A 14,058-nucleotide genomic window follows, 5' to 3' on the forward strand; every position below is an offset into this window, starting at 1 on the left:
GCCCCGCGGCTTCGTGCCCGCGGGGCGGTGGTGCGTCCGGGTGGCTCCGCCGCCTACGGCTTCGGCAGCTGGGGGTCCGGTGGTGCCGGGGTCGACTTCGACGCGGTGGGCGTCGGCTTCGACGGCGTCGGGGTGGGGGTCGGCTTCGACGGCGTGGGGGTCGGAGTCGGCTTCGACGGCGTCGGGGTCGGGGTGGACGGCGTCCGGCTCGGGGGCGTCGGGGTGCTGCTCGCGGACGTGCTCGGCGTGCTCGACGGGGAGCTGCTGGAGCTCGGCGTCTGGACCTTGCCCATGTCCGCCTCCTCCAGGTCGAAGGAGTCCGTGTCCCCGCCCTTGAGCGCGTCGAGGGTGTACTGCTTCCAGATCGCGGCCGGGAAGCTGGAGCCGCCCGCACGTCCGCCGCCGGCGGTGCCGGTCAGGCTGGTCTGGGTGTGGGTGCCGGGCTCGTCTCCGAACATCGCGACGACGGTGACCAGTTCGGGGGTGAACCCGGTGAACCAGGCGGCCACGTTCTTCTCGGTGGTGCCGGTCTTGCCCGCGGCCTCGTAGGCCGAGCTCTTCACGGCCTGGCCGGAGCCGTCCTCGACGACGCCGGTGAGCACCTTGGTGACGGTGTCGGCGGTCTTGCGGCTGATCGCCTGGGAGCCGACGGCGCGGACCGGCTTGTACTCGCGGGTCGCGTGCTTGGCGGACTTGACGATGCTCGGCGTGACCTTCTTGCCGTGGTTGTCGAAGGTGGCGTAGACGCCGGCCATCTCCAGGGTGTCGGCGCTCATGGTGCCGAGCGACATGGCGGGCCGGTCCTCGGGCCAGCCCTCGCGGTCCTGCATGCCGAGTTCCAGGGCGGTCTGCTTCGCCTCCTTCGGCCCGACGTCCACGATCATCTGGGCGTACACGGAGTTCACCGAGGCGTTGGTGGCGGCCTGCACCGTCATCATCGGGTTGCCGTAGTCGCGGTCGTCCTGGTTCTGCGGGTTGAACGGGGTGTCGCTGCCGACCACGGGGCGCTTGCTGGTGCCGTCGTAGAGGGTGTTGGGCGTGATCGGCTTCCCGTCCTGCGTGCTCGCCTTGGTCTCCAGGGCGGAGGCGAGCACGACCGGCTTGAAGGTCGAGCCCGGCTGGAAGTCCTTGCGCAGGGCGTTGCTGGCCCACTGCTCGCTCTGCCCGGTGCCGCCGTACATCGCGACGATCATGCCGGTCTTCGGGTCCACGGAGGTGGCGCCCGCCTGCACGGCGGCGTCGACGGGGCGGCCCTTGCGGTCGAGCTTGGATTCCAGCTCGTCCTGGACGGCCTTCTCCAGCGCGGCCTGCTTCTTCGGGTCGATGGAGAGGGTGATCTCCCAGCCGCCGGCCTTGAGCTGGGCCTCCGTCATGCCGGTCTGCCGCTTGAGCTCCTCGTCGGCGGCCTGGATCAGGTAGCCCTTCTGGCCCTCCGATCCGGCGGCGGCCTTGGGCTTGATCGGCTCCTGGAACTTCATCTCCCGGCGCTTGGCCTGGTCCAGCTCGCCCATCTCGACCATGTTGTCGAGGACGCCGTTGAAGCGGATCATGACCAGATTCTTGCCGTTCGGGCCGGCGGTCGCCCAGTCGTACTGGCTGGGGGCCTGCAGGACGGCGGCGAGGTACGCGCCCTGCTCCAGGGTCAGCTTCTCGGCGTCGACCCCGTAGTAGGCCTGGGCCGCGGCCTGGATGCCGTAGGCGTTGCGGCCGTAGAAGTTGGTGTTCAGGTAACCCGCGAGGATCTGGGGCTTCTCCATCTCCTGGTCGACCTTGAGGGAGATGATCAGCTCCTTCAGCTTGCGGGTCGCCGTCTGGTCCTGCGTCAGGTAGAAGTTCTTGACGTACTGCTGGGTGATCGTCGAACCACCGGCCTTGCCCTTGCCGGTGACGGTGTTGAACAGGCCGCGGCCGATGCCCTTGAGGTCGATGCCCCGGTCGGTGTAGAAGGACTTGTTCTCGATCGCGATGAAGGCCGTCTGCACGTTCTTCGGGATCTTGTCGATCGACACGATCTGACGGTTCTTGGCGCCGACCCGGGCCATGACGCTGCCGTCGGAGAGCTTGTAGACGTTGTTCTGCGTCAGCGCCTCGGCGTTGGGGTCCGGCGGTTCCACGTAGAAGTAGAGGCCGACCAGGGCCGCCATGCCGAGCAGCATCGTCCCGAAGAAGGTGCCGAGCACCTTCTTCCAGGTGAAGAAGCGGCGTATGCCGGTCGGCTTCCCGCCCTTGCCCTTGCCGCGCCCGCGCGGCGCTCGTCGCGCACCGCGCTGCTGCTGCGCCCGTCGCGCTTCTGCTCGGCCCATCGCTCCCGCTCCGCTCGATAACCCCCCGACGTCAGCTCAGAAAGCTAACACCGGAGTCTGTGACAAAAACCGGCCAACCGATAGACAATTCAGGCAATTCGGACGTGACAATGAGCACCTGGCCCACCGGAACCGACGCAGCCGGAGCCCTTGAGGTTGCCGGACTCCGCACCACTTTCGCGCCACCCGCCGCGCGCCCGCCACCCACCCCCCTCCCGGCGCCCCCTCAGCACCCTCCCCCAACTCCCTTACGACTCCCACCCGACTCCCGCCGGGCCCAAAAAAGTGATATCACTTTGATAAGCGGCTCGACCGGCCGCGACCGAAGGGAACGGGGCAGACGATGACGAACACCACGGGCGGTACCGAGGCCGGCGTACGGGAGTTCCCCGCGCGGAGCGTGGGCGGCGGGCTCGCGCTGCTGCTCGGCCTTGCGGGTGTGGCGGCCGGGGCGGGCCTGGTCGCGCTCGGCGCGGTGTCCGGGAGCGACGGGGCCAAGGCGGGCCTGATCGCGGCGGGCGTCCTGCTGACCATCGCCGCCATCATCGCCATGAGCGGCCTGAACACGGTCGCGCCGGGCGAGGCCCGCGTGGTCCAGCTGTTCGGCCGCTACCGCGGCACCGTGCGCACCGACGGACTGCGCTGGGTCAACCCGCTGACCTCCCGCCGGCCCCTGTCCACCCGGGTCCGCAACCACGAGACGGCCGTCATGAAGGTCAACGACGCCTACGGCAACCCGATCGAGCTGGCGGCCGTGGTGGTGTGGCGGGTCGAGGACACCGCACGGGCCGTCTTCGAGGTCGAGGACTTCACCGAGTTCGTCGAGACCCAGACCGAGGCGGCCGTCCGGCACATCGCGATCGAGTACCCCTACGACGCCCACGAGGACGGCGGCCTGTCGCTGCGCGGCAATGCCGAGGAGATCACCGAGAAGCTCGCCGCCGAACTGTCCACCCGCGTCGAGGCGGCCGGCGTCCACATCATCGAGTCCCGCTTCACCCACCTCGCGTACGCCCCGGAGATCGCCTCCGCGATGCTCCAGCGGCAGCAGGCGGGGGCGATCGTCGCGGCGCGCAAGCAGATCGTCGAGGGCGCGGTCGGTATGGTCGAGCTCGCCCTGACCCGCCTCGCGGAGCAGGAGATCGTGGACCTCGACCCGGAACGGAAGGCGGCGATGGTGTCCAACCTGATGGTGGTCCTGTGCGGCGACCGCGCGGCCCAGCCGGTCATCAACACGGGCACCCTCTACCAGTGATCCCCGACGACGGCACGGACTCCCCCGCCGGCCGGGCCTCCGCCGGCCCGGCCGGCGGGGAACCCTCGGCGCCCCCCAAGGCGGCCGGGCGGCAGGCCCGCAAGCAAGTGCTGCTGCGGCTCGACCCGCAGGTGCACGACGCGCTCGCGCGGTGGGCGGGGGAGGAACTGCGCAGCGCCAACGCCCAGATCGAGTTCCTGCTCCGCCGCGCCCTGGCCGAAGCCGGCCGGCTCCCCGGCGGGGCGGGCCCGATCCCGCCCCGGGGCCGCCCCCGCACCTCTCCGGATTCCTGAGCCGAGCGTCCGCCGCCGGCACCGAAACGGCCACCGCCCCTCGCGGTGGCCGTTTCGCGTTCCCGCCCGGAGCCGCGCCCCATGCACCCTCACCCCCCTTCCGAATCAACGCAAAGCACCCCAAGATCACCTCTGCACTGTGTGTATACATCGAGCGTATACACCGCGTGTATAGTCCTCGGCATGTCCATCAGTCACGCACTCCTCGGCCTCCTGGAGGCCGGTCCCCGGCACGGTTACGACCTCAAGCGGACCTTCGACGAGAGATTCGGCCACGACCGTCCCCTCGCCTACGGGCAGGTCTACTCGACCATGTCCCGGCTGCTGAAGAACGGTCTGGTCGAGGTCGACGGGGTGGAGAGCGGCGGCGGCCCCGAGCGCAAGCGGTACGCGATCACCGATGCCGGCATCACCGACGTCGAGGGCTGGCTCGCCCAGCCGGAGAAGCCCGAGCCGTACCTCCAGTCGACCCTCTACACCAAGGTCGTCCTCGCCCTCCTCACCGGCCGCAGCGCCCAGGAGCTGCTGGACACCCAGCGCGCCGAGCACCTGCGCCTGATGCGCATCCTCACCCAGCGCAAGCGCAAGGGGGACCTCGCCGACCAGCTGGTCTGCGACCACGCCCTGTTCCACCTCGAAGCCGACCTGCGGTGGCTCGAACTCACCGCCGCCCGCCTCGACCAGCTCGCCCAGGAGATACGACGATGACCCCGGCCGGCACGCTGCTCAGCGCCACGGACCTCCGCAAGACCTACGGCACCACCCACGCCCTGGACGGCGCCGGGTTCTCCATCCACGCCGGCGAGGTCGTCGCCATCATGGGCCCCTCCGGGTCCGGCAAGTCGACCCTGCTGCACTGCCTCGCGGGGATCGTCACCCCCGACTCCGGGACCATCACCTACGCCGGACGCGAGCTCTCCGCGATGAACGACGCAGAGCGCAGCGCCCTGCGCCGCGGCGAGTTCGGCTTCGTCTTCCAGTTCGGCCAGCTCGTCCCCGAGCTCACCTGCGTCGAGAACGTCGCCCTGCCGCTCCGCCTCACCGGCGTCAAGCGCAAGCAGGCCGAGCGGACCGCCCTGGAATGGATGGAGCGGCTCCAGGTCGACGACCTCGGCCGCAAGCGCCCCGGCGAGGTCTCCGGCGGCCAGGGCCAGCGCGTCGCCGTCGCCCGCGCCCTCGTCACCAACCCCCGGCTGATCTTCGCCGACGAGCCCACCGGCGCCCTCGACTCCCTCAACGGCGAGCTCGTCATGCAGCTGCTCACCGAGGCCGCCCGCTCCACGAACGCCGCCGTCGTCCTCGTCACGCACGAGACCCGCGTGGCCGCGTACTCCGACCGCGAGATCGTCGTGCGCGACGGCAAGTCCCGCGACATGGAGCGCGCGGTATGAGTCACGGGACCCACACCAAGCACACCGAGCACAGCAGGCAGGGCGGGCACGCCGGCCCCGGCAGCCCGGTCGGCCCGGGCGAGCAGAGCGCGCTCGCCGTCTGGCTGCAAGACCTCGCCCTCGGCGCCCGCTTCGCCTTCGGCGGCGGCCGCGAGGGCTGGACCCGCACCCTCCTGACCGGCGTCGGCGTCGGCCTCGGCGTGGCCCTGCTGCTCGTCACCAGCGCGATCCCCAGCGCCCTGGCGGCCCGCGACGCGCGCGGCGAAGCACGCCAGACGTCCGGCGCACCCCAGATCCGGGAGGCCGGCCGCGACACCCTGCTGATCGTGGACGCGGACCAGTCGTACCACGGTTACGGGGTCGACGGGCGGCTCGTACAGCCCGAGGGGCCGGACGCCCCGCTGCCGCCCGGCCTGAAGAAGTTCCCCGGCCCCGGCGAACTGGCCGTCTCCCCCGCCCTCGACAAGCTGATGAAGACCGGCGAGGGCGAACTGCTGCGCGACCGCCTCGACGGGAAGATCGTCGCGACCATCGGCGACGCGGGCCTGGTGGGCCCCGGCGACCTCTACTTCTACGCGGGCAGCGACAAGCTCGCCGAACTCCAGAAGGCCGCGCCCAGCTCCGTCAAGCGGGTCACCGCCTTCGAGATCGCCGTCCAGGAGGAGGCGCTGGACCCCGTCCTCACCCTCCTCGTGGTGCTGACGTTCGTCGCCCTGCTGATGCCCGTCGGCGTGTTCATCGCCGCCGCGGTGCGCTTCGGCGGCGACCGGCGCGACCGCCGGCTCGCGGCGCTGCGCCTGGTGGGCGCCGACGGCCGGATGGTCCGCCGGATCGCCGCGGGCGAGGCCATGGGCGGCTCGCTGATCGGCCTGGTGCTGGGCACCGGCTTCTTCCTGGCCGCCCGGCAGCTCGCCCCGGCCATGAACCTCCAGCAGCGCAGCGTCTTCGCCGCCGACCTCAACCCGACCCCCTGGCTGGCCGCGCTCGTCGCGATCGCGGTACCCGGCGCGGCCGTCGTCGTGACCTTGTTCGCCCTGCGCGGCGTGGTCATCGAGCCGCTCGGCGTGGTCCGTACGACGACCCCGCGGCGGCGCCGCGTCTGGTGGCGGCTGCTGCTCCCGCTCGCCGGAATCGGCCTGCTGGCCCCGATGATGGGCCGCGGCAACGACGGCGGACAGTTCAACCAGTGGCAGGTCTCCGGTGGCGTGGTCCTGCTCCTCGCCGGCATCACCGTGCTGCTCCCCTGGGTGCTGGAACGGGTCGTCGGCGGCATCGGCGGCGCGGGCCCGGTCTCCTGGCAGCTCGCCTCCCGCCGGCTCCAGCTCACCAGCGGCAGCGCCGCCCGGCTGGTCAACGGCATCGCGGTGGCGGTCGCCGGAGCCATCGCCCTGCAGATGCTCTTCGCCGGCACCGAGGCCTCGTACACCCGGGAGACCGGCCAGGACCCGACCCGGGCCTCGCTCTCCATCCTCATGCGCTCCTCCGAGGGCGTGGAGGCCGTCGGCCGAAAGCTGGCCGGGGCCGAGGGCGTCACCCAGGCCGTCGCCCTGACCTCGACCCAGGCCGCGCGCACCGCGGGCATGTCCTACGAGGACAAGTCCATCTCCCTGACGATCGGCACCTGCGCCGCCCTCAGGGAAGTGGGCAACCTGCCCTCCTGCAAGGACGGCGACGCCTTCGTCCTCACCGGCGGCGCCGACTCCGGCGGCATGGACGGCGACACCGCCCGGCCGGGCGAGAAGCTGTTCGCGGGAAACGTCTACGACGGCGAGGGCGCCCCGCCCACCCCCTGGACGGTGCCCGCCGACGCGAAGACCGCACCGGCCCGCAAGGACCCGAACGGCACGCTGCGCAACGGCCTGCTCGTCACCCCGGCCGCGGCCCCGAAGGCGCTCGGTGACTTCCACACCTCGCAGGTGTACGTGAAGCTGGACCCGAAGCAGCCCGACGCCCTGGAGCTGGCCCGCACGGCGGCCTTCAAGGCCGATCCGCTGGCCGTCGCCATGACCATGCAGGCCGTCGAGACCGCGAAGCGGTACTCCTCCATCCGCACGGGCCTCTTCGTCGGCTCCACCTGCGTCCTGATGCTGATCGGCGCCAGCCTGCTGGTCTCCCAGCTGGAGCAGCTGCGCGAGCGCAAGAAGCTGCTGTCGGCGCTGGTCGCCTTCGGTACGAAGCGCTCCACGCTGAGCATGTCGGTGTTCTGGCAGACCGCCCTGCCGATCGGCCTGGGCCTGGCCCTGGCCACGGTGGTCGGAGTCGCCCTCGGCGTGGTGCTGATGCAGATGGCGGCCGTCACCCTCCGGATCGACTGGACCTCGATCCTGTCGATGATCGGCATCGGCGGCGGCGTGTCCGTCCTGGTGACCCTGCTCAGCCTGCCGCCGCTGCTGCGCCTGATGCGCCCGGACGGGCTGCGCACGGAGTAACCCGGGCCGCGCACGCAGCCCCGTACGCCCGCTCCTTCCGTCTCGGCCTAGTCGGTCAGCCAGACGGGGAGCGGGCGTACGGCTTCGCGCAGGGCGTCGGCGACGGCGCGGAACTCCTCTTCGCGGGCCGTTCCCGTCCGCATGGCCAGCGCGATCCGCCGGGAGGGCGCCGGTTCGGCGAAGTACCCGGTGGCCAGGAGCTCGTTGCGGGCGGTCTCCAGGCGCAGCGCGGTGCGCGGCAGCAGCGTGACGCCGAGCCCCCCGGCGACCAGTTGTACGAGGGTGGACAGCCCGGCGGCGGTCGTGGTGACGTCCGCGCCGGCGACGCGTCCCGCGTCGTGGCAGATGTCGAGGGCCTGGTCGCGCAGGCAGTGCCCTTCGTCGAGGAGGAGCAGCCGCAGGCCGCGCAGTTCCTCGCGCGGGATGTCCTTGCGGCCGGCGAGCGGGTGATCGCGCGGCGCGAGCAGGACGAAGTCCTCGTCGAAGAGCGGCAGTTCGGTGACGCCGGGCACCCCGAGCGGTACGGCGAGCAGCAGCAAGTCGAGCCGCCCGCCGGCCAGCCCCTCCAGCAGCGAGGCCGTCTGCTCCTCGTGCACCTGGAGGTCGAGCCGCGGGTAGCGCCGGTGGAAGAGCCCGAGCACCGTCGGCAGCAGGTACGGGGCCACGGTGGGGATCACCCCGAACCGCAGGGCCCCCGTGAAGGGGGCCCGTACCGCCTCGGCCTCCTCCAGCAGCCCGCCCATCGCGTCGAGCACGGCCCGCGCCCGGACCGCGATCCGCTCCCCGGCGGGCGTGAGCAGCACCTTGCGCGTGGTCCGCTCCAGCAGCCGCACCCCGAGCGCCTCCTCCAGCGCGGACACGGCCCCGGAGAGCGCGGGCTGGCTCATCCCGATCGCGGCGGCCGCGTCCCGGAAGTGCAACTGCTCGGCGACGACGGCGAAGACCCGCAGCTGGGCGAGCGTCGCCTGTTTCGGTCCTCTATGACCCACAGCCATTGATAGGCACCTCCGATCACTGGGCACCAGGCTAGCTATTTCCGCAATCAATGCGGCTGTGTCAGCATGTGAGATACGTCCAACCCCCCGGAAAGCCCCCAAAAGGGTCACTTTCCTTTGCGCAAGGAGAGCACGTGCTCACTGTCGGCGACCAGTTCCCCACCTACGACCTGACCGCTTGCGTCTCGCTGGAGGCCGGAGCCGAGTTCGCGCAGATCGACCACAAGACCTACGAGGGCAAGTGGAAGATCATGTTCTCCTGGCCGCTCGACTTCACCTTCGTGTGCCCGACGGAGATCGCCGCCTTCGGCAAGCTGAACGACGAGTTCGCCGACCGTGACGCCCAGATCCTCGGCTTCTCGCTCGACTCCGAGTACGTGCACCACGCCTGGCGCAAGGACCACGCCGACCTGCGCGACCTGCCCTTCCCGATGATGTCCGACATCAAGCGCGAGCTCTGCGCCGACCTCGGCATCCTCGGCCAGGACGGTCTCCCGATGCGCGCCGTCTTCATCGTGGACCCGAACAACGAGATCCAGTTCTCCATGGTGACCGCCGGTTCCGTCGGCCGGAACCCCAAGGAGGTCCTGCGGGTCCTCGACGCCCTGCAGACCGACGAGCTGTGCCCCTGCAACTGGAACAAGGGCGAGAGCACCATCGACGCCGGCGCGCTGCTGGCCGGTGAGTGAGCGATGTCCCTCGACTCCCTCAAGTCCGCCCTGCCGGACTTCGCCAAGGACCTGAAGCTGAACCTCGGTTCGGTCATCGGCAATCAGGACTCCCTGACGCAGCAGCAGCTGTGGGGCACCGTCCTGTCCTGCGCCATCGCCGCGCGCTCCCCGCGCGTCCTGCGTGAGCTGGAGCCGGAGGCCAAGGCAGCCCTGTCGCCGGAGGCCTACACCGCCGCCAAGGCGGCCGCCGCGATCATGGCGATGAACAACGTCTTCTACCGCACCCGCCACCTGCTCTCCGACCCGGAGTACGGCACCCTGCGCGCGGGCCTGCGGATGAACGTCATCGGCAACCCCGGCGTGGACAAGGTCGACTTCGAGCTGTGGTCGCTCGCCGTCTCCGCCGTCAACGGCTGCGGCCAGTGCCTGGACTCGCACGAGCAGGTCCTGCGCAAGGCCGGCGTGGACCGCGAGACGGTCCAGGAGGCCTTCAAGATCGCCTCGGTGATCCAGGCCGTCGCCGTCACCCTCGACGCCGAGGCCGCCCTCGCCGGCGAGTGACACCCCGCCCGCAGCAAAGGGCCCCCGCAGCCGCTCCCGGCCGCGGGGGCCCTTTCGCACTCCGTGGGGACCGTGCGGCGATGGCGGGCGGGACCTACCGGCGCAGCTTCGCCATCAGCGCCCGCACGTCCTCGATCATCGCCCCGTCGATCGCGTCCTCGTCCACGGACTCCTGCTCCCCCGCGGAGGTCGCGAACCACTCCACGGTCAGCGTGAAGACGGCCCCGCCGTCCAGCACCGTCAGCCGGTCCCCGCCGCTCCCGTAATACCGGTCGAGCATCGCCCGGTCGCCCAGACCCGGCACCTCGCGGCGCTGCTCGGGGTCGATCCGCAACCCGGTGATTCCCAGCGGCCCGGTGCCGAACTCCGGTCCCGGATCGGTCTTCTTGTGCAGCTCGACCAGGACTTGGGCCTGGTACGAGAGGCGCTCCTGCGCGTTCTTCAGGCGGACGGCGCAGTGCGCCCAGTCCTGCGCGCCGCTGCGGCCCTCGCTCGCGTCGCTGCTGTCGGCGTCTTTGGGCGTCCGGTCGATGGTCTTGCCCAGCACCTGGAGCGAGACCTCCCGGCACAGGTTCTCGGCGTGCCGGTAGTCGATGCGCGGGGTATCGGCGAAACGGTCCTGCGCGGCCAGGGTGCCCGCCCACACCGCCGAGGCGGCCACCACTCCACCCAGCGCCCACAGCCACGGAGTCCGCGGACCCCGTCCATGCCCGCGTTCGGGTTCGCGTTCGCGCGGAAGGTGCTCCGCAGCCCCCTCCGCCCCGCTCGCCGTGTCCCAGTCCCCGTCGGTCTCAGGCTCGCCGATCATCCCCGTGTCCCCCCGTCCCCCGCACCCCTGCGGCTGCGGCGCGCACCGCGCCTACCTGCGCAACGCCTTCATCAGGCCGTGCATGTCGTCGATCATCGCAGCCTGGACCGCGTCGGAATCGGGCTTCGGCGGATCTTTCGGGGGCCCGGAGCCGGCGATCGGATTGCCGTCGCCGTCGACCTCGTCCCCGCCGAACGCCCACACCGTCACGTTCATGGTGAACACCGCGCCCCCGTCGAGGACGGTCAGCCGCCACGACTGCTCGTACCCCATCTCCCAGATGAGCGCCCGCTCCCCGAGCCCCGGCACCGAGTGCGGGTCCGAGCGGCTCATGCCGATCCAGCCCGCGGGCTCGGGATCCGCGCCGAACTCCGGCGCGGGGTCGGTCCGTTTGTGCAGGGTCATCGAGGTCTGGACCTCGTACGACAGCTGCAGCCCGGGGCTCTCCGAGGGGTCGTTCGAGGTGCTCAGCTGGCAGTACGCCTGGTCCACGGCCGGATGCTCGAACCGTCTCGGGGTGGACTGCCACCGGACCTCGCTCAGCCGGGCCAGCGCGGGCAGCTTCGCCTCGTCGCACAGGCTCGCGGGCAGCCCGTACCGCAGCGGCGGGCGGTCGTCGTGCGGGGTCGCGCCCCACCAGGCGCCCGCCCACAGCGTGGAGGCGATCAGGGCTCCGCCCAGCGCCCACCGCCAGGGGCGGCGGCGGCCGGGAGGCGGGGACCCCTCGTAGCGCTCCGGTCCCTGCGGCCCTTCCGGCTCTTGCGGGCCGTACGGCCCCGGTATGCCGGATGAGCCGCCGTCGAACTCAGGCTCCGTTATCACCCGTACGGGCCTCCTCCGCCTCGGCTGCCGTCTGGCCCAGGGCCGTCGCACCGTGCGGCCCGGGGCCGACCGGGGAGAGCCCGTGGTGAAGCTGTTCGCGGGAGTAGGCCCGCAGGTACCCGACCACGGTGTTGGTGACGGCGACCAGCGGCACGGCGACGACCGCTCCACCGATGCCGGCGACCAGGCCGCCGGCCGCCACCGAGAGCACCACCGCGAGCGGGTGGACCCGTACCGCCCGGCCCAGGATGAAGGGCTGGAGCACGTGGCCCTCGATCTGCTGCACGGCCAGGACCACCAGCAGCACCATCGCCGCGGTGAACGGCCCCTGGGTCACCAGGGCCACGACCACGGCGAGGGCGCCGGAGATCACGGCGCCGACGAGCGGGATGAAGGCGAACAGGAAGATGAAGACGGCGAGCGGCACGGCCATCGTCACGTCGAGGAAGTACAGCCCGAGGCCGATGAACACGGCGTCGATGAGGGCCACGAGCACCGTGCCGCGCACATACGCGGTCAGCGTGCGCCAGGCGCGCGGACCGGCGCCGGCTACGCCCGGGCGGGCCGCGGCGGGGAGCAGGTTCGTGCTCCAGACCCAGATGCGCTTGCCGTCGTAGAGCAGGAAGAGCGTGGAGAACATCGCGAGCAGCATGCCCGTCAGCACTTCGACGAGGACCGTGACGCCTTGCAGGCCGGCGGAGGTGATCTGCTCGGTGTTGGTGCCGATGGTCTCGCTGAGGTTCTTGGCGATGTCGTTGATCTGCTTCTCGGTCACGTGGAACGGACTGTCCAGTGCCCAGAGTTTGAGTTCGTTGATGCCCTCGCGCAGCCGCTCGGAGAGCTGGTCGAGGTTGTCCATGACCTGCCAGACCACGAACCAGCCGACCAGCCCGATGACCACGAACCCGAGGACCGCGGTGACGGCCGTGGCCAGTCCCCGGGGCATGCCGAGCCGGCGCAGCCGGACCACGAAGGGCTGGAGCAGCGCGGTCACCAGGAGGGCGGCGGCGAAGGCCAGCACGACCAGGCGGACTTCGCTGATCACCTTCATCAGGACCCAGAGCATCCCGGCGAGCAGCAGCAGCCGCCAGCTCGCCTCGGCGGCGACGCGCATGCCCCACGGGATGACGGACACGGGGTCGGGGCGCACGGGGGTGGCGTAGCCGCCGTGTCCGGCACCGGAGTACACCGACGGCGGGGAGGGCGGGGAGACGGGGGCGGTGGAGGCCTGGACCGCGGACGGCCCGTCGTCGGAGGTTTCGGCCTCGACCTCGGCGCGCCGCTCCGCGAGCCGGGCCTCGACACGGCTCAGCCTCTTGCCGAGCACGCCGAGCCAGCCTGTCTTCGCCATGTCGTTCCCTTCCCCCGCCTGGATCCGCGTGCCGGGGCACACCTCGAAAGACCGTACACGCGAGGAGCCCCGCACCGTAGGACGATGCGGGGCTCTTCGGGGTTGAGGCGCGCGGGCGCGCTCTCGTCCCGGGGTCTGCCGGTGTGACTAGTACCAGTGGTTGGCCTGGTGGAAGCTCCAGGCTCCGCACGGGCTGCCGTAGCGGGAGTTCATGTAGTTCAGACCCCACTCGATCTGCGTGGCGGGGTTGGTGCGCCAGTCGGCGCCCGCCGAGGCCATCTTCGAGCCGGGCAGGGCCTGGACGAGGCCGTAGGCGCCCGAGGACTTGTTCACGGCCAGGTAGTTCCAGGTGGATTCCCGGTTGATGATGTTGGAGAAGCACTGGAACTGCCCCGCCGGGACCATCTGCTGGGCGATCGCCTTGACCTGGGCGACCGTGTACGAGGCCTGGGGTGCGAACGAGGATCCGTCGCGGGAGGCGGAACGGCTGGCAGCCTGCTCCTTCTCCTCACGCTCCTTCTTCGCCTTGGCGTCCGCGGCCTTCTGCGCCTCGGCCTTCTTCGCCTTGGCGTCCTGGGCGGCCTGGATGCGGGCCGCTTCCTCCACCGAGCGCTTGGCGTCGGAGTCGGCGGCGTGGGCGATGGAGTCGGCCTGCTGCGTCAGGGACGCGTTCTGGACCTGTGCCTGCTCGCCGAGCGGGATGTCCGTGAGGAGGGTCACCCCGGACGCGGTCGTCTCGAGATCGTTCGCGACGGGGTCGCCGGTGGCAACACCCACGACTGCGCCGACGGTGGTGACGGCGGTGGCCGAAGCCACGGCGAATCCCCGAACCGAGATCCGGCTCACACGGTTTCCTTCCAGCAGCGTCCGCAGTGACCGAGCGGGCGCAATAGTGCCCTCGACACTGGCCTCCGTGGTGGTTCGGTCACTGGAGGCGCGGGCCCGTGGGCAACTCCCTTGCGGGAGTGCCGCGTGATGCTCCGGGCGGCATACGGCGATCGATTGTGGAGTTAGCGGTACTGCGCGCATCTCACGGGAGATACAGGTGTGCCGTATGCGGGGCCTGACGGAAAACAGACTCTGCCGGACCTCGACGCCACAGGGCAATTCTCCGTTGCGTGGGAAAGGTCACACCTGGCATGTCGCCCCTGGTTTCGACAAACCCCTGTGCGTGAAGGC

General features: G+C 71.2%; 13 protein-coding genes. 7 read left to right on the forward strand and 6 right to left on the reverse strand.

Features of this window, described 5'->3' with window-relative positions; genetic code table 11:
* Nucleotides 1–53: 53 nt before the first annotated feature.
* Nucleotides 54–2,303, reverse strand: coding sequence for a transglycosylase domain-containing protein (locus OHA37_RS13490; protein WP_266904950.1), 2,250 nt, complete (start codon nt 2,301–2,303; stop codon nt 54–56).
* A gap of 343 nt (nt 2,304–2,646) precedes the next feature.
* On the opposite strand from OHA37_RS13490, the gene OHA37_RS13495 reads away from it, so the two are divergent.
* The 5 genes from OHA37_RS13495 (at nt 2,647) to OHA37_RS13515 (ending at nt 7,671) form a co-directional block, all read left to right on the forward strand.
* Nucleotides 2,647–3,558: an SPFH domain-containing protein gene (locus tag OHA37_RS13495; protein WP_266904952.1), complete on the forward strand. Its 912-nt coding sequence runs from the start codon at nt 2,647–2,649 to the stop codon at nt 3,556–3,558.
* The gene (locus OHA37_RS13500) at nt 3,558–3,851 is read left to right on the forward strand and encodes a hypothetical protein (RefSeq protein WP_443046302.1); all 294 of its coding nucleotides are present in this window, start codon (nt 3,558–3,560) and stop codon (nt 3,849–3,851) included. The genes OHA37_RS13495 and OHA37_RS13500 overlap by 1 nt, the downstream gene beginning before the upstream one ends.
* A 183-nt stretch (nt 3,852–4,034) precedes the next feature.
* On the forward strand, nt 4,035–4,559 hold the full coding sequence (locus OHA37_RS13505) for a PadR family transcriptional regulator (RefSeq protein WP_254382732.1): 525 nt from the start codon (nt 4,035–4,037) through the stop codon (nt 4,557–4,559).
* On the forward strand, nt 4,556–5,242 hold the full coding sequence (locus tag OHA37_RS13510) for an ABC transporter ATP-binding protein (protein WP_266904959.1): 687 nt from the start codon (nt 4,556–4,558) through the stop codon (nt 5,240–5,242). The genes OHA37_RS13505 and OHA37_RS13510 overlap by 4 nt, the downstream gene beginning before the upstream one ends.
* Complete coding sequence (locus OHA37_RS13515) at nt 5,239–7,671, forward strand: ABC transporter permease (RefSeq protein WP_266904961.1); 2,433 nt, start codon at nt 5,239–5,241, stop codon at nt 7,669–7,671. The genes OHA37_RS13510 and OHA37_RS13515 overlap by 4 nt, the downstream gene beginning before the upstream one ends.
* A 47-nt stretch (nt 7,672–7,718) precedes the next feature.
* Here the strand turns inward: OHA37_RS13515 and OHA37_RS13520 are convergent, their stop codons facing one another.
* Complete coding sequence (locus OHA37_RS13520) at nt 7,719–8,666, reverse strand: hydrogen peroxide-inducible genes activator (RefSeq protein WP_266904963.1); 948 nt, start codon at nt 8,664–8,666, stop codon at nt 7,719–7,721.
* 134 nt (nt 8,667–8,800) lie between these two features.
* Between OHA37_RS13520 and OHA37_RS13525 the strand changes: the two genes are divergently transcribed.
* Both OHA37_RS13525 and OHA37_RS13530 read left to right on the forward strand, forming a co-directional pair.
* The gene (locus tag OHA37_RS13525; RefSeq protein ID WP_266904965.1) at nt 8,801–9,355 is read left to right on the forward strand and encodes a peroxiredoxin; all 555 of its coding nucleotides are present in this window, start codon (nt 8,801–8,803) and stop codon (nt 9,353–9,355) included.
* A 3-nt stretch (nt 9,356–9,358) separates the two neighbouring features.
* Entirely contained in the window at nt 9,359–9,898 is a 540-nt protein-coding gene (locus tag OHA37_RS13530) for an alkyl hydroperoxide reductase (protein WP_266904967.1), read from the forward strand.
* A 94-nt stretch (nt 9,899–9,992) separates the two neighbouring features.
* Here the strand turns inward: OHA37_RS13530 and OHA37_RS13535 are convergent, their stop codons facing one another.
* The 4 genes from OHA37_RS13535 to OHA37_RS13550 all read right to left on the reverse strand — a co-directional run bounded on the left by OHA37_RS13535 (nt 9,993) and on the right by OHA37_RS13550 (nt 13,743).
* The gene (locus OHA37_RS13535) at nt 9,993–10,706 is read right to left on the reverse strand and encodes a hypothetical protein (protein ID WP_266904969.1); all 714 of its coding nucleotides are present in this window, start codon (nt 10,704–10,706) and stop codon (nt 9,993–9,995) included.
* 51 nt (nt 10,707–10,757) lie between these two features.
* Nucleotides 10,758–11,528, reverse strand: coding sequence for a hypothetical protein (locus tag OHA37_RS13540; protein WP_266904971.1), 771 nt, complete (start codon nt 11,526–11,528; stop codon nt 10,758–10,760).
* On the reverse strand, nt 11,512–12,879 hold the full coding sequence (locus OHA37_RS13545) for an AI-2E family transporter (protein ID WP_266904973.1): 1,368 nt from the start codon (nt 12,877–12,879) through the stop codon (nt 11,512–11,514). The genes OHA37_RS13540 and OHA37_RS13545 overlap by 17 nt, the downstream gene beginning before the upstream one ends.
* Before the next feature lie 147 nt (nt 12,880–13,026).
* Nucleotides 13,027–13,743, reverse strand: coding sequence for a transglycosylase SLT domain-containing protein (locus OHA37_RS13550; RefSeq protein WP_443046303.1), 717 nt, complete (start codon nt 13,741–13,743; stop codon nt 13,027–13,029).
* Nucleotides 13,744–14,058: the final 315 nt, after the last annotated feature.

The sequence above is a fragment of the Streptomyces sp. NBC_00335 genome (genome assembly GCF_036127095.1).
In the GTDB taxonomy this organism is placed as follows: Bacteria; Actinomycetota; Actinomycetes; order Streptomycetales; family Streptomycetaceae; genus Streptomyces.

What these genes read in the sequence shown, in the direction of transcription:
- OHA37_RS13530 (WP_266904967.1), top strand. Translation starts at nt 9,359, where the DNA reads ATGTCCCTCGACTCCCTCAAGTCCGCCCTGCCGGACTTCGCCAAGGAC.
- OHA37_RS13520 (WP_266904963.1), bottom strand. Translation starts at nt 8,666, where the DNA reads ATGGCTGTGGGTCATAGAGGACCGAAACAGGCGACGCTCGCCCAGCTG.
- OHA37_RS13515 (WP_266904961.1), top strand. Translation starts at nt 5,239, where the DNA reads ATGAGTCACGGGACCCACACCAAGCACACCGAGCACAGCAGGCAGGGC.
- OHA37_RS13495 (WP_266904952.1), top strand. Translation starts at nt 2,647, where the DNA reads ATGACGAACACCACGGGCGGTACCGAGGCCGGCGTACGGGAGTTCCCC.
- OHA37_RS13535 (WP_266904969.1), bottom strand. Translation starts at nt 10,706, where the DNA reads ATGATCGGCGAGCCTGAGACCGACGGGGACTGGGACACGGCGAGCGGG.
- OHA37_RS13505 (WP_254382732.1), top strand. Translation starts at nt 4,035, where the DNA reads ATGTCCATCAGTCACGCACTCCTCGGCCTCCTGGAGGCCGGTCCCCGG.
- OHA37_RS13545 (WP_266904973.1), bottom strand. Translation starts at nt 12,879, where the DNA reads ATGGCGAAGACAGGCTGGCTCGGCGTGCTCGGCAAGAGGCTGAGCCGT.
- OHA37_RS13490 (WP_266904950.1), bottom strand. Translation starts at nt 2,303, where the DNA reads ATGGGCCGAGCAGAAGCGCGACGGGCGCAGCAGCAGCGCGGTGCGCGA.
- OHA37_RS13510 (WP_266904959.1), top strand. Translation starts at nt 4,556, where the DNA reads ATGACCCCGGCCGGCACGCTGCTCAGCGCCACGGACCTCCGCAAGACC.